The 22,482-nt window shown below is 54.7% G+C and carries 15 protein-coding genes; 6 read left to right on the forward strand and 9 right to left on the reverse strand.

The genetic code is table 11. The annotated features are described in order from the left end of the window. Positions 1-15: 15 nt before the first annotated feature. Both SH573x_RS13965 and SH573x_RS13970 read right to left on the reverse strand, forming a co-directional pair. Entirely contained in the window at positions 16-579 is a 564-nt protein-coding gene (locus SH573x_RS13965) for a flavodoxin family protein (RefSeq protein WP_479355986.1), read from the reverse strand. Positions 580-978: 399 nt separating this feature from the next. Further along, complete coding sequence (locus tag SH573x_RS13970; protein WP_479355987.1) at positions 979-2,286, reverse strand: right-handed parallel beta-helix repeat-containing protein; 1,308 nt, start codon at positions 2,284-2,286, stop codon at positions 979-981. Between the two features lie 103 nt (positions 2,287-2,389). Between SH573x_RS13970 and SH573x_RS13975 the strand changes: the two genes are divergently transcribed. Together SH573x_RS13975 and katG are read left to right on the forward strand one after the other, a co-directional pair. Further along, positions 2,390-3,700 carry an alpha/beta fold hydrolase gene (locus SH573x_RS13975; protein ID WP_479355989.1) on the forward strand — a complete coding sequence of 437 codons (1,311 nt, stop codon included), beginning with the start codon at positions 2,390-2,392 and terminating at the stop codon, positions 3,698-3,700. Positions 3,701-4,165: 465 nt separating this feature from the next. Continuing rightward, complete coding sequence (gene katG, locus SH573x_RS13980) at positions 4,166-6,541, forward strand: catalase/peroxidase HPI (protein ID WP_479355990.1); 2,376 nt, start codon at positions 4,166-4,168, stop codon at positions 6,539-6,541. A 201-nt stretch (positions 6,542-6,742) separates the two neighbouring features. Here katG and SH573x_RS13985 read toward each other — a convergent pair whose 3' ends face one another. From SH573x_RS13985 to udk, 5 genes are all read right to left on the reverse strand, one after another. Continuing rightward, complete coding sequence (locus tag SH573x_RS13985; RefSeq protein ID WP_479355991.1) at positions 6,743-8,008, reverse strand: hypothetical protein; 1,266 nt, start codon at positions 8,006-8,008, stop codon at positions 6,743-6,745. 228 nt (positions 8,009-8,236) lie between these two features. After that, the gene (locus SH573x_RS13990; protein ID WP_479355992.1) at positions 8,237-9,625 is read right to left on the reverse strand and encodes a hypothetical protein; all 1,389 of its coding nucleotides are present in this window, start codon (positions 9,623-9,625) and stop codon (positions 8,237-8,239) included. A 315-nt stretch (positions 9,626-9,940) separates the two neighbouring features. After that, entirely contained in the window at positions 9,941-10,348 is a 408-nt protein-coding gene (locus SH573x_RS13995; RefSeq protein WP_479355994.1) for a transthyretin-like family protein, read from the reverse strand. 212 nt (positions 10,349-10,560) lie between these two features. After that, positions 10,561-11,610, reverse strand: coding sequence for a DUF1559 family PulG-like putative transporter (locus SH573x_RS14000; RefSeq protein WP_479355996.1), 1,050 nt, complete (start codon positions 11,608-11,610; stop codon positions 10,561-10,563). A gap of 478 nt (positions 11,611-12,088) precedes the next feature. Next, a complete protein-coding gene (udk, locus tag SH573x_RS14005; protein ID WP_479355997.1) occupies positions 12,089-12,721 on the reverse strand; it encodes a uridine kinase in 633 nt (210 codons plus the stop codon). 186 nt (positions 12,722-12,907) lie between these two features. Between udk and SH573x_RS14010 the strand changes: the two genes are divergently transcribed. The 4 genes from SH573x_RS14010 to SH573x_RS14025 all read left to right on the forward strand — a co-directional run bounded on the left by SH573x_RS14010 (position 12,908) and on the right by SH573x_RS14025 (position 19,877). Continuing rightward, positions 12,908-13,870, forward strand: coding sequence for a hypothetical protein (locus SH573x_RS14010; protein ID WP_479355998.1), 963 nt, complete (start codon positions 12,908-12,910; stop codon positions 13,868-13,870). A 187-nt stretch (positions 13,871-14,057) separates the two neighbouring features. Next, a complete protein-coding gene (locus tag SH573x_RS14015) occupies positions 14,058-14,630 on the forward strand; it encodes an RNA polymerase sigma factor (RefSeq protein ID WP_479356000.1) in 573 nt (190 codons plus the stop codon). After that, positions 14,623-17,721 carry a protein kinase domain-containing protein gene (locus SH573x_RS14020; RefSeq protein WP_479356001.1) on the forward strand — a complete coding sequence of 1,033 codons (3,099 nt, stop codon included), beginning with the start codon at positions 14,623-14,625 and terminating at the stop codon, positions 17,719-17,721. The genes SH573x_RS14015 and SH573x_RS14020 overlap by 8 nt, the downstream gene beginning before the upstream one ends. A gap of 53 nt (positions 17,722-17,774) precedes the next feature. Beyond that, positions 17,775-19,877 (forward strand): matrixin family metalloprotease, encoded by a 2,103-nt coding sequence (locus SH573x_RS14025; protein WP_479356002.1) that lies wholly within the window; start codon positions 17,775-17,777, stop codon positions 19,875-19,877. Positions 19,878-20,008: 131 nt separating this feature from the next. Here SH573x_RS14025 and SH573x_RS14030 read toward each other — a convergent pair whose 3' ends face one another. Further along, complete coding sequence (locus SH573x_RS14030) at positions 20,009-20,770, reverse strand: YqjF family protein (RefSeq protein WP_479356723.1); 762 nt, start codon at positions 20,768-20,770, stop codon at positions 20,009-20,011. Between the two features lie 50 nt (positions 20,771-20,820). After that, positions 20,821-22,473, reverse strand: coding sequence for an ABC transporter permease (locus SH573x_RS14035; protein WP_479356004.1), 1,653 nt, complete (start codon positions 22,471-22,473; stop codon positions 20,821-20,823). Positions 22,474-22,482: the final 9 nt, after the last annotated feature.

The following is a 22,482-nucleotide window of genomic DNA, read 5'->3' on the forward strand; positions in this document are numbered from 1 at the left end:
TGAACTAGACGATGGTTATTCGCCTCGATGCTCAAAACGCGGATAGGTTTGCTTGAGTGGATGAGCATCCGCGCGACCTTGAATCATGTTCGCGCTCCACTCGGCCAAACGCAATCCCAAGCGACGGCAGGCTAGTTCCTGTGCATCATCGGCAGGTGGTCCAGCCAGTACGGCACCATAATGCGCAGAGAACTTGACGCCCGTGTAGTCGGTCAGCCCAAATACCAGGAAGCCGTAGTTGATCAGGATAGCCATCAGCGTCATGCATGTCCATTCTTGACCGCCACCCCAAGCACCACCGGAACTGAATACGCAGCCGATGCGCCCATCGCGTTGCCCCCAATTGTCGATGGGTTGCTCGTCCCACCATTTCTTCATTTGCCAGCTGACCGTGCCATAGTTGGTGGGCGAACCCAGCGCAATCCCATCGCACCAATGCAAGTCCGTATGGTCCGCTTCGGAGATTTCTCTCAACCGAACCTCAGTATCGCTTAGTTGCTGGGCACCTTCGGCCACCAGCTCCGCCATGCGTCGAGTATTACCAGAATTGGAATGATACAAAACTAAGATCTTGGCCACGGCCATCGCCTATCTAATAGTGTTTTACATGTGCAGCAACGATGGCCAGTGATTCTATCGCATAGTCCCGGAAGGGCGAAGGTCCTCCTGAGCCCAACACCGTCTATGTAGAGCGGCTGTCCCCAGCCGCTCAGCACCCTCTAACCCAATCCTCGACCGACCGAGTGACCGGGACAACGTCCCGGTGACCCAAACCGCTGGGCTCAGACAAACCTTCGCTGATGCATCACTTTCCCCCGGAACTATGTCCGTGCTTCAGAGCGGTGTTTGGCTCAGGAGGACCTTCGCCCTCCCGGGCCAGCGGCCGGTAGAGAATTTGGTTAGAGGGTGCTGAGCGGCTGGGGACAGCCGCTCTACATCGGCGGTGTTGGGCTCCTATGTCCGTTTGTATTGTGATGGTCAATTATCTGATTTAAACGCTGGGCTATTGCTGATCGACTCGGTACCAGCTGGAAAGATATTGTTGGCAAATCGCAGGCCGCGCGGAGCATTCGGTTCGCCTTCGATGATTACCGCAAAGCGATACTTGGGGGCGCCTCGGCTGCTGATCAGATTGCCTTGGATCAGAACATCGGTCAGGGGCGGATCGGTGGGTTCTTGCCCATGATCAAATCGCAGCGGAGCTCGATCGGTTCCCCACATCCAAGCGGCGTCGCCTTCACCGAAATCGGAAATGATGTTTGCCGAAATGATCGAGCCGCCATCGGTATTGCCAGAGTGCGATGCCACGCCTGGCATCAGTCCAATCGCCCACAGCGAGTTTCTAACGAATTGATTGTTCGCGATCAGTACGTTGCGCGAGCCATGCATGGCTTTCATGCCGATGAACGAATTGACCACCAGGTTGCCAGTGACAATTGCATGATCGCAGTGCAAGTCAATCCCTTGGGCTGCACTGTCGATGTGGTTGCCGAGTATACGCGTCAAATCGCTTTCTTCCGGCGCGGTCACCACAATGGCCGACCCTTGTTGCCAGTTATCAGAGTAGGCTGCATCCCATACCTGCTGAGCCATTAGCTTGCCTTTGGTCGGATTCTGCTTGACCCATTGCCCCAGCTTGTATTTCTCCTTGATCTCAGGTGTCGCCCGAAAGGTGGTTTCGACAATCTGGTTATTGGCGATGAGAGTACCTTGGGAACTCACGACGCTGATCCCGGTTCCATCGGTGCAATTGAACGCGTATCCCCAATTGGCATCGGCGGTCCGATCATCGATCGAGACGCGCATGTAGTCACGAATATTACACTCGCATATGCGCGCTCCGCTGCTGTTGCGCACGGAAATCGCGGCGGAACGTGTGCGATTCTCTTTGACCTTTAGTCCCTGCAGTACGAGTTCGCGAGCTTTAATCGCCAGTACCGCTTCGCATGTCGTCTCTTGCTGACCCTCGAGCCTGGTTAACGTCAGGTCACGCAATTCAGCGCCGGCCACACCCTCGATTTCAATTATAGGTGCGCCGGAGTTCTGCTGAATGATCGTACCGGGTCCAACCAGTCCAGAGTTATCGCTCGTGATCCGAACCTTATCTGCGATCAGATACTCGCCGGAGGGAACGTAAACAACCTTGCCAGGATTGGCATCCAGGGCTGCTTGAACGGAAGGATAATCAGCTACCGAAATCAACTGCGTAGGCTCGGTGGACTGAACTGTCGAAACGAAAATGCTAACCGCGAGCCACACGCAAGCTAGTGATCTGTTTAGTCTCATCGCGTACCAATTCCAATTTGTCAGCAACACTCGGTAAACTTCGGCAACCATATGGGCGTACACAGATTCTAATCTCCCACTGACACCCCGAGTAATCGAGTCGATGATGCGAAGTACTACTCACGTTGGCTGTTTTGTGCTCTTAGCCGTGGCAACTCATCTTTTGCCAGTGCAGGCGCAAGACGCGTTGCCGCGGCGCATTTCGCTGGGTGTTCAAGTAAAGCCGGTTAGCGACGAAGCTCAGACACGCTTGAAGCTGAAGAATACGCGCGGAGTTGAGGTCGTGTCGGTCTTGCCAGATTCAGTGGCCAGTACGGCGGGGCTCCAAGCAGGTGATGTACTGCTCAAGTTAGGCGAATCCGAATTGGACGACATCCCGAACTTTGTCGAACAAATCGGTCAACTGCGAGCCGGCGGCGAACTACCTATCAAGTTGCAACGTGCTGAGGGTGAGCGAACAATCAATGCTCAACTGCAACCGTTGCCGCAAGAAACCTCGTCCAAATTTGACATCGAATATTCATTCGTCAACACAAAAGTTGGCAAGCTACGTACGGTCTTGACCATACCTAAAGGTGCTGACAAACATAAAGCGGTGCTGCTGTTGGCAGGTCTGGGACTGGGGTTTGTCGAACATCCAACGGCCGATCCGCTCGGAATGAAACAAATCGCCCACGCATTAACCGATGCAGGCTTGGCCGTCATGCGAGTTGATCGGCCCGGATGTGGCGACAGCCAAGGGGGCCCCGCCCGTGATGCTGACTTCCAGTCCGTGGTAGCCGGTTACATCGCCGCCGCGCAAGCACTCAAACTATCTCCGCGCATTAATAGCGACGAAGTTTATCTGCTGGGCTTCAGTGCCGGCGGATTACAAGCTCCACTAGTTGCCAACCAGGTGCCTGTAGCTGGAATCGCGGTTTTCGGATGTCTCTCACTAAATTGGCAAGAGTATCTGCAGTCCACTACTCGCCGACAGTTGCGGTTGGCTGGCGTGGGGCCGGGACAGATTGAGCAGATCGTGGTGCAACAGTCCGCCGGTTGGCACTACTTGATTTACGAAGGTCTGTCACCTGACGAAATCGCCAACCGACAAGCAGACTTAACCGAATGGGTCGATCAAAATTGGGTCGATGGCGAATACTTCTCCGGCATCCACTACAAATTCTTTCAGCAGCTTGGTAAGTCGAATATCCCAGCTGCTTGGGACTCATTTGATGGCAGGGTGTTAGCATTATGGGGCGACGCGGATATAGTCACCTCGGCCGATCAGCATCAATGGATCGCTGATATTGCCAACAAACGGCAAGCAGGCAGCGGGCGGTTCGTCACTCTCGAAGATGTCGACCACAACCTGCAAGCGCCACAAGGCAAAGCTCTCACAACTCAAAAGGTCGTCGAGTGGATTAACGGTTAACTCACGTTGTAGAAGTCGCTCGGCGTTTCAGGGAGGAGGAACCCGGGGGGTGTAGAGCGGCTGTCCCCAGCCGCTAAGCACCCGGCAAGTCGGCTACCTTCGGCATTGTTCCAATGTTCTTTTCATTGGTCGGTAGTGAATTTGGTTAGAGGGTGCTGAGCGGCCGGGGACAGCTGCTCTACATTTTCTCATCTGTCTGCCCAACCGTTCTTTCAGGCAGTGTTCGGCTCAGCAGGAGCCTTCGCCCAACCGGGAGACCAATGGTCGGTAGAGAATTTGGTTAGCAGGTGCTGAGCGGCTGGGGACAGCCGCTCTACGAGCTATGCGTTCTACGCATCAAAGTTATGCAAATAATGCATTGGACGCATGTCTAGCTAGATGCGATACTTGCGGTACTTAAAATCCGCCCGGGCTAATTTGTTCGGTTGTTCGGTTTTTTGTTACCCCATGCAAGGAGAAGGAACGATGAGTAGAACTTCAAGTCGTCGAAAGGTCGCGTGGCTCATAGCGCTGGCGCTGGGATGTCCCACTTCGACCAGTAACCTGGCCATGGCTCAAGAGCCTGAGCAACCTGCGAAAGTATCGCCGCATGGCGCTGGCTTGCCACCAGGCACTCGCTGTCCTATTACCGGCGCTGTGCAAACTCTGACTGCCGTCAACACGCCCACGGCCACCCCTGAGCCTGCCGCTGAAATGAAGGGCTCGACCAACTACTCCACGATGGATTGGTGGCCCAATCAATTGAACTTGCGAATTCTGCATCAGAATTCACCGATGGGCAATCCGATGGGTCCAAACTTCAAGTATGCCGACGAATTCAAGAAACTCGACTTAAGCGCGGTCAAAAAAGACATCGCCCAGTTAATGACTAGTTCGCAGGACTGGTGGCCAGCCGATTACGGTCACTATGGTCCTTTGTTCATTCGTATGGCCTGGCACAGCGCTGGTACTTATCGCGTGTCGGATGGTCGTGGTGGTGCGCGTTACGGCACGCAACGTTTCGCACCTCTAAACAGCTGGCCTGATAACGCCAATCTCGACAAGGCCCGCCGCCTGTTGTGGCCGATCAAACAAAAGTATGGCAACAAATTATCTTGGGCCGACTTGATGGTACTGACCGGCAATGTCGCTTTGGAGTCGATGGGCTTCAAGACATTCGGATTCGCTGGTGGCCGCGAAGATGTCTGGGAACCACAGGAAGATATTTACTGGGGCCCTGAAACAGAATGGCTGGGGGACAAGCGTTACAGCGGTGAGCGACAGCTCGAAAATCCCTTGGCTGCCGTGCAAATGGGTTTGATCTATGTTAATCCCGAAGGTCCCAATGGAAAACCAGATCCACTAGCTGCCGCGAAAGACATTCGCGAAACCTTCGCACGCATGGCGATGAATGATGAAGAGACGGTTGCCTTGATCGCTGGTGGTCATACATTCGGCAAGGCTCACGGTGCAGCCAGTCCGCAAAACAACGTTGGTCGCGAACCAGAAGGCGCCGGCATCGAAGAACAAGGCCTGGGTTGGAAGAACACCTTCGGCAAAGGTAACGCGGGCGATACGATTACCAGCGGACTGGAAGGCGCATGGACCTCCACACCTACCCAATGGTCCAATGGCTACTTTGACAATCTGTTCGGTTTTGAATGGGAACAGATCAAGAGCCCAGCGGGCGCATGGCAATGGACACCTAAGGAAGATTCAGCCAAGGGGACCGTCCCCGATGCTCATGATAAATCCAAATCGCACGCGCCCATGATGTTCACCACCGACCTGGCGCTGAAGATGGATCCCGAGTATGCCAAGATCTCCAAGCGTTTCCACGAGAACCCCAAGGAGTTCGAGGCCGCCTTTGCCAAAGCCTGGTACAAGCTCACACATCGCGACATGGGACCGGTTTCACGCTGCTTGGGACCATTAGTTCCACCAGCTCAAATTTGGCAAGATCCTGTACCTAAGCTCGACCATGCGTTGGCTAGTGCTCAAGATGTCGCCAACTTGAAAGCCCGAATTCTGGCCAGTGGTTTGACGGTGCCCGAACTGGTAAGCACCGCCTGGGCTTCAGCGGCTACTTTCCGTGGTACCGACAACCGTGGTGGAGCCAACGGTGCTCGTATTCGCCTGGCACCGCAGAAGGATTGGGCTGTCAACCAACCAGCCGAGTTGGCCAAGGTGTTGAAGGCTTATGAGAAGCTTCAGCAAGAATTCAATCGCAGCCCCAGCGTTCAAAGCGGTGGAAAGAAGATTTCTATGGCCGACTTGATCGTCCTGGGCGGTTGTGCTGGTGTTGAAGCTGCTGCCAAAGCCGCTGGAGTGGCCGTTCAGGTACCGTTTACGCCAGGCCGCACCGATGCAACGCCAGAGATGACCGATGTCGAATCGTTCGCCGTGATGGAGCCCAAAGCCGATGGCTTCCGCAACTACCTGAGCGAAGGCATATCGAACTCGCCCGAAGCGCTGCTGGTCGATCGCGCGCACTTGCTCAAGCTGTCTGCACCTGAGATGACGGTCTTGGTCGGTGGTTTGCGAGTTCTGGGTGCCAATCATGGCCACACCAAATATGGCGTGTTCACCAAACGGCCACTGGCACTGACCAACGATTACTTCGTCAACTTGTTGGACTTGAACACCCAGTGGCAAAAGGCCGACACTGACGAACAAGTATTCGAAGGTAAAGACCGCAAAACTGGCGAAGTGAAATGGACTGGCACGCGCGTCGATTTGGTCTTCGGCTCTAACTCGCAACTGCGAGCCATCGCGGAAGTCTACGGCAGCTCAGACGGACAAACCAAGTTCGTCCACGACTTCGTAGCCGCCTGGACCAAAGTCATGAACCTCGACCGCTAGCAGTAGAGCGGCTGTCCCCAGCCGCTCCGCACCCGCTCTGAATGTACCTGGTTACCAGGCGCTGCCTGGTAACCGATTGCGTTGCAGGCTCCGCCTGCGTCGATCAAATACGGGCGACGCCTCGGCATCAACTATGCTGAATGTTCAACAACCGAGGCTAACGCCATCGGCTTAGTTGCAACCGAGGCTAACGCCTTCGGCTTAGAGCCGTAAAAACAACTGCCGCTGTTCTAGAAAGCGGACGAAAAAGTAGGTGGTGCCGAAGTACATCACTAAACCCAACAGCACCAGTAGCAGCGGTGAATCTTTGGGGACCACTGACAAGAAGGCGACGGCCACCAAGTGATGGATAATGTAAGCAGCTAACGGATTCTGCCCAAAGGTGCGAAACAGCCCCAGACTTCTGCCCTGTACATCACAGGCCAGTACAAACAGACCCAACAGCGCTACCGCAAAGCCACTGCTGAAAAGCACGAAGGACTGGGTGACGAAGCGTTTGTCCATTCGCCAATAGTTGATGGCTCGCTCGGTAGCTGGTGGCGGTGGAACAAAGGGCGGTTCGGCCAGCAACTCGTGCCAAGGACGTTCTTGAATTTGAGACAGATCGGGTAGCACTGGCGACTTGGCGAATCCGCTGTCGTCCATTAAACGTTCGACTTGTCCATGCTGGGCTGCGTAGCTGACATCGTACAAACGTGTCAGACACGACATGCCATATCCGCCGATCATCAATCCAAGTCCAGCCAGGGCCAACGTGCGCGCAGCCGACATGAGCGAGCTTCGTTGCAACACATCGTAGGCTAGCGAGCCGATCAGCATGATCTCGGCCCAGGACATCAATCCAAACAGCCCACCATCCCATGCACGTTTGGATCCGGCTCCAAAGTAGGCATTCAGCCAATTGGGCCGGCCGTATACAAAATCAGCATTGAATGACCACGAGAAAAAGATGTGCAGCATCCCCAGACCGATGACCGTCCACAAGCGCACTCGAAAACTCTTGCCGATGATCGGCAGGGTCAAGATCTGAACCGCGCCGATTATTGCTAACACTTCCCACATATTGGCTTTGATCAGTTCGGCAAACCAATTCAATACTGCCGCACCTGTCATCTTGTCCCATGACCCGAAGTTCGCATTAAACGCGGTCAGCATCAGCGACAGCCAAATAAGGGCCAGGCTGCGACGGATGATCGACTTGTTAGCGGCGCCCACACCAATTTGCGTGATCCGCTTCAGATAACTCATGCGGTATGTCAAACCGCAGATCATCAAGAAGCTGGGCATAATCGAATCGGCATAACTGAAGTGCGTGTTGTTGTGCTTCAGTACTTGATGAGTAACAGCCAAGCCACCGATGAAGTTCACAATGAACATGGCCGCCACGCTATAACCGCGAAACTGGTCCAACGAGACCATGCGGATTGATTTCTGCGCTGCGACCGGCGGATTCAAGTTTGCGTTCATACTCGCTCAATCATGTGGGCCCAATGTGGTATAGGCTTCCAGCCTGTGTACTAAGACCTTAAATCCCAGTCCCATGGAGTATCTTTTCCCAACCAGTCAAACGTGCTTTTAGATTACAAAAACCAGTTAACACAGGCTGGAAGCCTATGCCACATGTTCACAGGCTAGAAGCCTATGCCACATGTTCACAGGCTGGAAGCCTATGCCACACGCAAGCCTATGCCACAGTCACACGCGGACAAAGATCCCTTGCTTTTCCAGACTGCGTAAAAACAGCCAATTGATCAGGTAGAACAATGCTAATCCGGTATAGGCATACCAGTAGGGTGAATCCTTGGGAAAAAATGGTTGGACGGCTTCGCCGACCATGCTGTGCAGGATATACGCAAGGAGCGCGTTGGTTCCGAAGGTGCGGAAGACTGACAACTGCCATCCTAGCCTATCGCAAAACAGGTAGAACAGCGCAAAGAGCACCAGTGCCAAGCCGGCCGCGAAGGTGGGATAGGAAAGCGTACCGGCTCTCTGGCTCATCATCCAGTAATTCCATTTGCGTTGCGTCTGGTCGGGCGGTTTAACAAATGGCGGTTCAGCCAGGTAGCTCTGCCAACCTTCACTCATGGCCCGCTTGGCAGCTAACTGCTGTTGGCTGGGCCAAACTGGGTGGGCGGCAAGCTTTTGGGTTTTAAGCGCGTTTAACTGTTTGTTCAGTTCATCCAATTTAGGATCTATCGCTTGATCGCGCTGTTCGGCTTTCTTGAGTTCGGTAATCTGAGTTTCCAGTTGCTTTATCTCGTCTTCATAATCCAAACTGACCTGGTTGGGCGGGACATCGTACAGCCGAGTACCGCATGACATGAGCCACGCAACTGCCATAAGCGCCGTGCCGCCTAGAAACGCTTTGCCCATGGCCGCTTGCCAATTGCCCGTCTTGGCGATCCCGTCGACAAACATATCGCAGGCCAGAGTGCCGACGATGGCTGGAACGCACCACGTCAGAAAGCCCAGGGGACCACCATCGACGGCATTTGGATTGGTGTTGCACCACTCGAAATTGAACCAATACGAAAGCAGCACATGAGCCAGGGCCGAGCCCAACATCCACAGCATTCGGGCTCGCGCTCCAAGAGCGATCACTGGCAGCAGCCACAGCGAGGTCACCGCAATATGCATCAGTGTTTGAAACCACGAGCGTTTCAACGGTTCATACAGGGCGCCCCAAGCTCCGAGTTCTTTCAGCGCTTCCCAGTTCGGCGCTCGCGCGGACACGTTGTACACAACGATCGATACTAAAACCAATCCCAACAAGCGACGCAAGATGCGCCAGTCGAGCGCCGCGCTCAGGCCCTGCGCTTGCAGCTTGCGACCAATGGTCAGTCGCAACGAAAAACCCACCGCAAACAAGAACTGCGGCATGATCGTATCGGCGTAGCTGCAGTAATCATGTGTATGCTTCCAGATCTGCGGGCAGACCAAGTAACCACCGAAGTAATTGACCAGCAGCATGCCGATGACCGTGTATCCACGAAACTGGTCAAGCGATGCCAGGCGAGTTGAGGCCGAAGTGGGAATCGATCCAGCTGGCTTGGCAGTCGTAGGCGTAGTAGCAAAATTAGACATAGCAGATGCTTGATTTTTGTGAACTGAAACCGTATTTGCAGACAGTGAACAGCGATGCAACCTGACAAACGCGGACCAATGGGTCGACTCAGACCATCGTTGCCAACCTTCTAACCGAGAACATGGCGGTAGCGATGACTAAGCTCTGCCGTGGCCTCTAGATAACGATGGACGACCGCCAGGGGGTCGCGCTGCACACCGACTTTGTGCAATTTAGCGATGAAAATCAATAGAGCAATAGAAGGGACAACCCAGCCGTGAACGGAAACACCAATTCACGGCCAGGACTGACCCCTCAATTGACAAGCAAGGCAGCTACTTCGCTTTGACTTGGAAATCGAACTTGTTGTTGCTCGATTCAACTTTGTGACTAAACGGAGTCTTGTCGGTATTGTTGTAGATGCCCGCGATGCGCGGCTTGCGACCTTCGGTAATGTCCATGGTCTCTGCCTTTCGCCCCATAAACTTCTCACCTAAAACCGCTGCGTCTTTCAGAGTTACCTTGTGATTGCCGAGAACCGCACCCGCGTGCTTGCCGTCGTCTGTTTTCAAGGCGTAGTGTCCTTGGGCATCCGTTTCGGCAAAGGAGCGTGGCCCTTCTCCGATCGGCCAAAATTCAACCATGATTTTGTCTAACGGCTTGCCGTCAAGAGTGACAGTGCCTTCAACGGGGGCGATCTTTGGACCGCCACCGCAGCCAGCGAAGGCGATCATTGTCAACATCAGCCCAACAAATGCTTTTACTCTGCGCAATTTAGTGATCCAATAATCCAGATACGCGTAAGTGAATGCCGCATTGACGCCCGTCGTCGCTCGATAAGGCCACGCCAGGCACTAAAAAAGATTCGCCGAGCCCATAACGGGCTCAGCGAAGTGTGAACAAACCTGGTTTCGAATTCACTTTGCAAGAGTGAATCCGGCCTTCATCCGAACGATTAATATTCGCCGTTAACTTCACCACCAGCACGGGTTCCGAGCGAGCGGAAGACAATGGGCGAGACCGATTGCGAGATGAAGGTCACCGAACCGTCGGCCAGAGCGAAGTTGGCTCCGCCTGGGTGCATGCTGCCGAACGAATTGATGCGGTCTTCGAACAGCAGTTGCTGGACGCCGCCGCCGAGGGTATCAAAGTTGGCTGGCAGTACGAAGTTGATCGGCACGCTCGTACCAAGATTAGCATCGCCTTCACCACCAAACCACAACCAACCCCAGTCGCGAATCCGGTCGTCGATGATAGGGCTGGAATCGAACACTCGGTCTTCAAAGCGACGCTCGCCCAACATGATCGTGTTGCTAGTACCGTCGATTGCATCGGACATACCGTAGCGAATGCAACGAGTGAACAAACCGTCTGCCTTTTGGCCGCCCGCTACGAAAGTGGCTGTCACCGCAGGCGCAAACGGGTTGTAAAGGCATGGCCGCGAATTGGAAGTGTCAACGCGTGGGTACGAGCGTGTACCTGCACAGCCGTAGTAATGGCCACGGAAGTAAAACCCGGTAGACGAACCATCGGCCGACTCGTTCCACAAACTGCCTGGGTTCGATGGGCATACCATGGTCGGCACGGTCTGCTTAAGAAACCAATTGCCAACCCAGTCGCTAGTCGGATTGTCTTTGTCGCGACGATTGCGATTGAAATCGAATTGGTCATACCAGTTGTACAGAGCCGTTTGCTCAATAAAGGGCAACAACTGGAACATCAATGGATAGCGACGATTTTGGGGAGGTGGTGTACCTGCTTTACCCAAGTCTGGGTGCGGAAACAGACCGTCATTGCGAAGGATCCCATAAGGAAACTTCTTGAAAGTGTCATGGTGCATGTGCACAGCCAGCGCCAACTGCTTTTCATTGTTGGTGCACGACATGCGCCGGGCAGCTTCGCGGGCGGCTTGAACCGCTGGAAGCAATAGACCAACCAGAATACCGATGATCGCAATGACCACCAGCAACTCGACCAAGGTAAAACCACTACGTCGAACTTTCACGATCCAACCCTTTTGAAGAAAAGACTCCAGAGCCGCCCACTAGACAACAGCTCATGAATAAAACGTAAGCAAGGAATGGAACTACCTTCCACCTAGGGAAGATGCGCCCACCTTACCACTGCATGGATTGCCGCGGCATGATAGCACGTTGCGTTAATAGAAGTCAATAATTTCTGCAAATTAATTTAGGTGTTTACGCTTGCTTTGTTTCCCGTAATCGCTTATTGCTGAGATCCTAAATGCGGCGGTCGGACAAACTGCCGCAATCCGTGTTTTAGTCGCGTACTCGGCCGCGTTGTCCCACCTTTTGAGTGCTGTGGCCCTTTTGGGGTGCTGTGGCCAGAGCCGCAGCTTTGATGTCCTAATCTAACTGCGCCGCAGCCTGCTAGAACCGTTGGTCATGCAGGCTGCGGAAAAGTCAACGCCTACATCAAAGCGGTGCCTCGGGCACCGCACTCCAAAGCAGTCAACGCTTACATCAAAGCGGTGCCGCGGGCACCGCACTGCAAAGCCGCGCTTCAATCAACTCCAAGGCGACGGTGTTTTCTTTCATCCACGGGATCCAGACGTCGGCATAATATCGACTGGGTTCGACGTACAACTCGTGCATCGGCCGCACGGTGGTTTCATACTGCAGAGCGATCGAGCGGGGATCGCGGCCACGCTCTTCCAAGTCACGCACCGTGCGACGCAGCAGGCGAAGATCCGACGGCGTTTCGATGAACACCTTCAAGTCGATCAGGTTGCGAATCTCGGGGATCGCCAACAGCAGAATGCCTTCCAAAATCAAGATCGGCCGCGGCTCGACTCGCACCGTCTGTGACGAACGACAATGACCCGCGAAATCATAAACGGGGCGATCGACCGACTGGCCGCTGAGCAACTGCTCAACGTGCTGCACGTAGAGCGCAGTTTCCAACGCCTCGGGATGATCCCAATTCCGCTGACCGTCGGCAGTCTGCGGCAAACGGTCAAAGCTGTAGTAGTAGGCATCATGTGGCATGAGCGAAATCGAAGCCCCATGCGGCCCCGCCAGCAACCGCTCGACCGCGGTGCTCTTTCCCGATCCCGAGCCACCAGCGATTCCAACAACCAATTGCGGCATCAACATAAACTCAGTTCCCGAAGCGAATTTTGAGACTGGCAAAAACATATCACCTCGAATTCCAGGCGGATGGTGAATCTTGGATTGGGATCAAAAAATTTTTGGCGGGCGGCGAAAGCCCGGCGACCTTTACCTGGTGTACCTCAACCACTGAGGCTTGTGAAACACACCATTTTTGTGAGGGTTCCAGTCATGCGTCGATTCGTTAAACAAGTCACTCGTCTACTGCTGCAAGGCTCCGGATTCGCTCTGGGATGCACAGCCCTCGCCGCTTCCGCGTGGGCGGGCAATGTTCAAGTCACGCTGGAAGGTTCGCTACTGAAGATTCGCGGCAGCAGCACGGCGGACACGATTTCCCTTGTACAGACTGCCGTCGGAGACATCTTCGTCACCGCGGGCACCGCCACGACGGTCAATGGTCGAGCCTCGGTGACGCTGCGTCGAGTCGCTCTGAACGCTGTTGATCTGCGGTTGGAAGGCGGTAACGATGTTGTGACCATGCGGGGACTGGATATCAACAACGACTTCTTCATCAACCTGGGCGCAGGCAACGATCGAGTCACAACTTCTGGCCCGATTACGGTGGGTGCCAACTTGGCGATCGAAGGCGAAGCCGGCACAGATGTAGTCCGCGTCATCGATGCCACCGTCGGTCAAGACACATATATCGACGGCGGTATCGGCAGCTTGACCGCGGAAGTTGTCGGTCTGCAAGGTGGCAAGAATCTGACCATCATCTCCGACTTGACCAACGACGTTGTGACCGTCAGCGAAACTATTGTGCTGGACGGCATTTCGATTGAAACCAAAGCCGGCAATGATCGAGTGACGATCGAAGGCGCGATGGCTCGAGGCTTGGATATCTCCGCAGATCTAGGCGACGATGTTATTACCGTCACGGATTTTATGGCCGATGAAGACATCGGCATCTTCACTGGCCCAGGCACCGATGTGGTCAGCCTGGTCAACATGATCGCCGACAAAAACATCAACGTTAATGTCGACGTGGGCAATGATCGCGTCAGTGGTCAAGCCGTCGCGGCCGGTAGCGATGCTGTCTTCGAAGGCGGCGATGGCCGGGATAGCCTCAGCGACTTGGGCATCACTGGCGGCAGTAAGAAAGAAATCAAGGGATTTGAGAACATTACGCGGTAGAGCAACGATCCCGTCATTCGCGCTCGAGGGCGAATTGACCGAGGATTTTGTTGGCGGGTGGCGATCGGAAAACCTTCCGATCGCCATCTTAGCACTTCTTGGTTGATTCGAATCACCCATAAGGGCCTAGACGGTCTACTATAACAGAGAAGCACGCCAAAGCTTCTCAGTGGTTGGAGCGGATGACATGTCGGGAAGTGATAAAAGTTTAGTGATTCAGATTCGTTCTGGCGACGAAGGTGCCGCCCGCCAGCTCTACGAGCGATATGCCGCTCGCGTCTTCGGCCTGGTCCGTGGACAGATGGCCGAATATCTGCAACTGCGAACCGACCCTGAGGATATTGTGCAAAGCGTCTTCAAGAGCATATTTCGGGGAATGAGTGCCGGTGGATACGACGCTCCGGACGGTGGCTCGCTCTGGCATCTGATGGCCGTCATCGCCGTCAACAAGGTCCGCAGCAGCGGCAGGCGACACGCCGCCGGGATGCGCGATGCACGTCGAACGGAGAGTTTGATAGAAGAGGCCGATTCCAGTGCCTCGGATCGCCCGAGTATGCGCGAGATCGAAGTCGCGATCGCTGAAGCCATCGAATGTCTCGAGCCCAGCGAACGCGAGGTAGTACTGCTGCGGGTTCAAGGCTTTAGTGTTGAAGAGATCGCCCAGCGGCTCAGCAAGTCACGGCGTACGATCGAGCGGCTCTTGCAACATGCTCGACAGAGACTGGCCACCGAACTGGAGATGGGAGAGGTCGATGAGTAATCCTCATGATTCTCTGTTCCGCTTGCCTGGCTCAACAGGCACGGCGGCAGCGCCCAACGATACGCTCATCAATCAATGGCTCGATCAGTTCGAGCAGCGTTGGGATCCCACCGGCGCAGCCTTGCAGCAAATTGCACAAGAATCCGGCTTCGAAAACGAAGCGGTCGCGCTGAGCGAAATCGTGCGAGCTGACATTGACCGTCGTTATCAAGCCGATGAACCGGTTGACCTGAGCCAGTACTTCCGTCAATTCCCCGTCTTGCGAAAACACAGTCGGGCCGCGATGGAAATCGCGTTCGAAGATTTTCGAGCACGGCGTTCTCGGGGCCTGACATGCTTTCAATCTCGCTGGTCTTGGATGCCCGAAGTCACCGGCGAAGCCTGGTACCAAGACCTGAAGGACCAGCCCGAGATCAGCGCGACTTCGCAGTCAGTGATCGAGCCCGAAGTAGGTTCGACCTTCGGTGACTTTACCATCATCTGCGAACTGGGTAGCGGTACGTTCAGTCGCGTATTCTTGGCTACCCAGACTTCGCTCAGTTCCAGATACGTAGCGATTAAAGTCACGCGGCGCACGCTTGGCGAAGCTCATCACCTGGCTCAACTGCAACATACTGGTGTTGTGCCGCTGTATTCCATGCACCGCATCGGTCCCTATAGCGTCCTATGCATGCCGTACTCGGGCGCGGCCACCCTGGCAGATTGGTTGGCAGCAGCCAAGAACCAATCGACCAGTCACCCAGTCGATGCCCCATCCGGCCAGCCAAGTCGAACCAGCAGCAGCGTTCAGCGCGATGGTCGCAGCTTGATCGACACGGTCGACAATCGACAAGCTGAGCTGCGCAGCGAGACAGTAACTTCCGATTCATCGACCGAAGCTGGAACTACCGACGGCTCCAGCGTTCCGCCGTCGCCACCGCGCAACAGCACACCCGCGCGCAGTTTGCTGGACAAGCTTAGTCAATTCAATAATGCTCAGTTGTCCTTGTGGCTCGCCCATCGACTTTCGGCTGCTTTAGCACATGCCCATGCGCGGCGCATCGTTCACGGAGATATCAAACCTGCGAATATCTTGATCCGCAACGATGGCGAACCAGCTTTGATCGATTTCAACCTTTCGCGTCAGACCGATGCCGACCAACTGCGTTACGTGGGCGGCACCTTACCTTATATGGCACCTGAGCAATTGGCCTCGTTGATGGGACGCGAAGTGACCATCTCGTTTACGGCTGACGTTTATGCGTTGGGATTGGTGCTGGTTGAAACGTTAAGCGGCGAGTTGGCTTATCCGGTTGCGCTGACTACAGCCGAATGCGATCTGCAGAGCGCTATCGACGTCCGCAAATCGCGGCGCCCTCAGCTGGACAAGCTGGCCATCGCTCCAGGCTATCGCGCTATCCTGGCCAAGTGCCTGGCCTTTGAACCTGAACAACGGTATTCCACAGCCCAGCAGCTGCACGAAGACCTCGACGCTCAATTGAATCACCGACCGCTGGTGTATGCTCGCGAGTCCTTATCTTCGCGCTTCGCCAAACTTACTCGTCGCTATCCACGCGCTTTCTCCTTAACCAGTGTGTCAATTCTGGCCGTCGCCATGTGTGTGGCCATTGCCTCCGTGGCCTTGGCCGCCTGGAATCGGGCTGAGCGCTTCAGCGCCCTGAGCGCGATGAATAGCCATCTGCAGGCGTTGGAGCAGATCGTGCCTGCGATTTTGGACCAAGGCCCAACGACGCAGTTACCATCAGCGTTAATCCACTTAACGCAGTCAACGCTCGAAACATCGACAAACGCCGCTAAGTATCTGACAAACGCAGAATTACAACAAACTCGTCAAGCGGAGTTCGACAGCTGCATAACGGCCGCGCTACTTCTGAATGAACGCCGCGTGGGTGACCAGCAGGCCACGGCTCTGCTGGATCAACTTCTCCAGGCCGGCCAGCGATACCCAGAGTATGCTCAATCCAGTCGTTTATTGAACTTTTTGAACAAAGCCTCACTGCCTGAATTGAGCCTGGTCGAAGCTCCGAGTTCTTTCTCTACCACTGAAGTTGCTTACCGTCCAACTGAGTTCATTCTGTTGGCACGCGTCGCTTTGTCTGCCGGCAAACCTCAAGAGGCGCTCAACTGGTTGAAGTATGTCGAAACGACCCAGCAACAACGTCTGTTGTTCTGGTTGACCACAGGAGCGGCGCAGTTGCAGTTGAGCGAAGCGGAAAGCGCGCAGCTGGCCTTTACATTGGCCATTCAGCATGCCCCCAATTGTCAAACCGCCTATCTTCAGCGAGCACAAGCCTCCATGGCCGCCAACGATTGGCAGAAGGCCAAAGAGGATTGCGATCGCGCCATCGCGATTCGCCCCGATACAGCTAGTGTCTACGTTCAGCGTGCGTTGATTCACGAACGACTCAATAAGCTGGATGAGGCCTTGGCGGATATCGATCGAGCCCTAAGTTACGCTGAAGAGTCGACACGCTTGTGGTTCATTAAATCGCGAATTCATCGGAAAGCGGGCAACGCTCAGCAAGCTCAATCAGCTATGCGCTCAGCCATGGAGCGAACGCCAATCTCCGCAGCCGACTGGATATCGCGTGCATTGGCCCGAGCTGCTCGTGAACCGCAGCCAGCGCTCGAAGACCTCCAGCACGCCCTGCGCATTGATCCTACTTCCGTTAGTGCCTGGCAGAACATCGCCTTCGTGCAATCGGAATACCTCCATGACGAGACTGCTTCACTTGAAGCGCTGGACCAGGTGGTCAAGCTTCAGCCTGATCATCAAGAGGCCCGAGCCGGTCGTTGCGTCTTGCATGCGCGAGCCGGTCGGCTAGAGTTGGCTCAGGCCGATATCGCTTACATCCAGCAACACTTCTCCAAGCCTCTACCGGCCACTGTGTATCAAGTTGGTTGTGCTTATGCGCAACTGACTAACTTCAAACCAGTCTTGCGCGTCGAGGCTTTGCGATTTTTGATGCGCGCTCTGCAACAAGGGTACGGACACGACATCTTGGCCAGTGACAAAGATCTTGATCCGCTGCGCGAGGATCCCAAGTTCGAAGAACTGATCGAACTGGCGCGACTTCTCGAGCAGAAATAGTATTGGTAACCCAACATATCCCGCAATTCACCCTCAACATTGGAGACCGCCCGATGAAACGCAAACCTAGAACTCGCCGTTGCACTCTCCAAATTGAATCGCTAGAACGACGCGATTTGATGGCGACCTTTGGCGTGCCCTGGCCCGACGCGCGCAGTCTGTCCGTCAGCTTTCCCACAGATAGTGCATCCATCGGAGCCTTTCCGAACTCGATTCGCGAGCGGTTTGATCAAGTCACCGACCGATTGCAGTGGCAATACGAAGTCTTGCGCGCCTTTCAAACCTGGTCGACTATGTCCAACATCAACGTGGGTTTGGTTCCCGATCGCGGCGACGATTTCGGTACTGTGGGTTTGACCAATGCTGATCCGCGCTTCGGCGAAATTCGAGTCGGTGCATTCCCTCAAGGTGCCACACTCGCCAACGCTGCTCCCTTCGACCCGCTTAGCGGCACGTGGAGTGGCGATGTGCTCTTGAACACCGATGTCAATTACTTTCTCGGCGATTGGAACTCCAGCAGCGGCATAACTGTGCCACCACCCAACGAAGATGGACCCGCGGTCGAACTCTTTTCAGTCTTGTTGCATGAAGCCGGCAATGCGCTGGGACTGGCCGATACGACGACCCCCGGCACGGTGATGAACGGAACCTACTCTGTACCGCGTGGCCGATTAACCACTTCAGATATCGCAGCTATCCGGCAGTTGTACGGAGGAGTACGCCGCGATATCTACGAACCAAGGTCCAACAATGCTTTGGTCTCTGCAACTCCCATTGCGACACCTCTTGGCTACAACATCAATGTGCCTTTGTCCGTATCAGGCAGTTTGAATACTCAAGCGGATGTGGACGTTTATCGCTTTACTCCACTGCGCAACCAGGAGAAAGTAACCGTACGATTAATGGCTGCTGGCATCAGCCTGCTCAAAGCCCGCTTGGAGGTTCTCGATCGTCACGGCAATGTGATCTCAGACGCTAAAGCCGACAGTATTTTTGAGAATAACTTGCAGCTGGAGATTGGCTCGCTGCGAGATCATCCCTTGCTGTATGTACGCGTCCTGCGCAACACCAGCGACGTCTTTGCGATTGGCGACTACCGCTTGGAACTAGACTATCGTGATCCTTCGCTACAGCCGAGCATTATTCCACCTCCGCACGATGCCGATGCGATCGATAGCGACCCAGTTGTCGACTTCATCTCAGTAGATCAGCTGTTTGCGCAAGCCGGTCTGTTGGATACCGAACGCGGCGCAAACGACACGCTAGCCACAGCTCGCCCGTTACCAACTCCCGCCGGTTACCTGGCCAGGTCTCGCTATGAAGTGACATCGGCTCTTTCCGAGCGTACGGATCGCGACGTATGGAGTTTTCAAACTCCACAGTTTGCCAGTCCAACGATGACGATTTCAATCGATACGCTAGGGTTGGATAATCCGGATATCGAAGCCTACGTGTTGAATAGTGTCGGAGATCGCATGGGAGCACGAGCCACTCGCAAAGCCGACGGCGGCATGACTCTAGTGATGAACGCACCAGGTGCCCTTCGCAACTATGTGCTCTTTGTACGCTCCGCCTCCGGTTCGGCTGTGGCAGCTGGCAACTATGCAGTTACGATCGACTTCGCTACTGACCCAGTCGATCAACTAACCACTCTCTATAGCTCAACGGTCAGTGCCACCACCGAACATGTGTCTCAGCTGAACGTCCTCAAAACGCAGCTGATGCGTTTCGACCTAGGCATCGCCAGCCTGACAGCCACCGCAGGAGTGCAGTTGACCATCTACAACGCGCGAACCGGCGACATCGAATTGGTTCTGGCGGTTAAACCCAGATCAACGCAGACGCAATACGTATGGCTGAGCGCCGGTTCCTACTTCTTGCGCGCCACCCAGCGTGTGCGAGCCGGCAGCGGCGCATCTGCACCGACTCCATTCAATTTGCGCGTCGATGTGTTGAGCGATGATCAAGGGCCGCGTCCCAGCGATCCTACTCAAACGCCCGATCCCAATGTCAACAATGAATTCTCCTGGCAGCCGATCGACATTGATACTATTCCACCCTTGATCGACTACAACGAGCCACCCGTCGAAGATCCATTCAACAATGACAGCTATCAGCAATTTACCCGCAATTTCTATCAGTCGCTGATCGCATAAACGTAGCGCTACTCGTAGCGGAATGCGTCAAGCATTTCGTGTGCGAGTCTCGGAGAGACTCGACTACGTGGAACACGTAGCAGCGTCTCTCCGAGACGCTGACTAGCGTAACGCCCAGAGTGTAGGCATAATTATGGTAGAGAAGGCGAGTCTCGGAGAGACTCGGCTACGTGGGTTGCCATCCATGCGCGGACCTGAATCGGCTGGGCAAACAGAAGATGCGGTTGGCCAACTAGTTCAATACCCAAAGGCTCACACATCGTATTGCGACGCTGTGTACAACTGGCCTTTGAAAGAGTCCACGGCGGGTGGTCGATCTCGCCTCGGAACAAGTGGCCCTGGCGATCCGCACTGTACAAGCAATATCGGGCGGTCAACCAATGTTCAAGCGAGCCTGGTTGAGCACGAAAAACATCGCCGGTCGCCTGGTAGCTGGCATCATACTCGGCCGCAGGCTCTCCACGGTGAGTTCGCCTGCTTCGATATGCAATCGTATCGCCTGGCTGGTGCAGCGACATCGCCGCGTCCATGTACGGCAGGTTGAATGTAGCCCGCGCTACGCGGACTGCGATTCGATTGGCAGCATCGAGGGAAAAGAACCAGACACCCGGTTTGCCTTCGTAACTCACATACGTACGAACGTTCAGTTCCAGAAAACGACTCAACCCTGGGATCGCTGGACAACATCTGGGGGCAACATCCGACATCAAGAATGGCACCACGCCGATCCACGCTCTGCCATCACGAGTATCGAGTTGAAGTCCTTCAGGAATCAGCGGGGCCAAATTTTCTGGCGCAACTGACCAATGTGCAAATAACAACTCAGACCAGGTCATGCGCATGACCCAAGGTTTCTTTGGTAGATCCCAAGTGCGATCCGTGTTTGGCACCATCGACGGCCCAGATGTTGGCTGAAGTTCGGACTGACTACTCACTGACCGTTTTAGTCGGTCGGAATTAACGGCATTTTCAGATCTCGAGATGTGTCGACGTGCTTAGTGCGAAACGGCTTCGATAGGCGCCCCGCCAGCGTGCAGCAGACAATAGTCGATGCGGTTAGCACACCATAGACAAGTGGATATCCATGCCGTGTGAAATCTACCCGGCCAGCGCGCTCGTCAGAGAGCAGATCGTTATACACATTTACCGGCTCCAGAGAAAGGCTGGCGGGAAACGAGGTCAGCGCAATGGTGGCGACGACATAGCTTAGGATCGCGAAGACACTGCCGCTAAGCGGTTGTCTGAACCAACAGGTTCCCAGAACTGCTAAAGAGTACATGAACGCGTGGAGAATTGGAAAGCATGCGATGTAGGCATAGCTCATGCCACTGGTCATATCCTGCCGTGGCGCACTCCACGCCACCATGATGGTTGGTCCATGCAACACGAGCAAAACAGCAGCCAAACCAATCAGATACTTGTTCCAAAACCAGGTCGCATGTGAAATGGGTAGCGATCGTCTAAAGCTACCCAGGCTCGAGCTCAAATCCGCTGAGTAAAGACTCGAACCAACCACCACGACCCACAACATGCCTACAAAGACCACGGAATGCGGTACGTTGCTCCGCAGGGCAGTTGCAAAATCGCTGCCAGGGTGTGGCTGACTGATCTGAACAGCAATGGTGGAAAGTACCGCGAACAACAATCCAAAGAACGCCAGCGGCAGCGATTGCCGCAGTTCAAGCCATACAAGCGCCAGCCAACGTGTCGGTAAGGGCACCGCGACGTACCCCAAGAGCGATGGGATTGCTAATCGGGCACGAGTCCATTTGTTCGTGACTGGCGCTGAGTTTGCTCGTCCATAAACAAGTACAAAACATCCAGCGATAATCGCTAATAACGGAATCGCCAGTCCCATGGCCAGCCAGCGAAGCTCGGCCAGTTCATGATCAGCGTACGAGCCAGTTCTATCCCCGTATCCCCAAAAAATGATCAAAGACCGGGGATGGATCGCACCATAGAGCATTTGTCCGATTGTCGAGCGCGCCGGATTGTACCAGAGCAGTTCCGCAGTCAACAAAGATGCCAACGCAGTTACCGCTCCCAAAAAGCCTACTTGAGCCTGATTGCGCAACCAACAACCAATCACACTAACGACGAGCAGCATCTCAACCCCGCCAAGAATCAATACACCCGTCACACTCGCAAGCTGTTCCAGTGAAGTGGGCAAGGAGCCAGTGGGTCTCTGCGGCATCTGTATGTAATCGATGAACGCCGTCCGCGGTGCGGCTTGTTCGATCAGCCCCGATGACAAGGCACCGGCCATTATCAAGGCGCCTACCACTACCGGAGTTGAAAGCGTGATTATCGCGCCCAGGATGCGTACGGTTGCCACGCGGCGTATCGAGATAGGCAGCGACTGAGTGTACGGCAATGTACCTGCGGCTTGCTCTCCTTGCGATGCACGGGTTGCCAGAATAATTGCAGCAATCAACGTGTACAGCATGGCTCCCGAGCTAAAGCTGCCAATGGCCGCGCGATAGTGATGCCCCACTTCATACGCAATCGCGTAACCAGCGGCCAAGACTATCCAAGCATTGAAAATCCAAAAGTGCACTTTGGACTCATGCCATTGTTTCCAGATTAGACTATTCATCGACATGCT

The sequence above is a fragment of the Rania fehmarnensis genome, assembly GCF_056494185.1.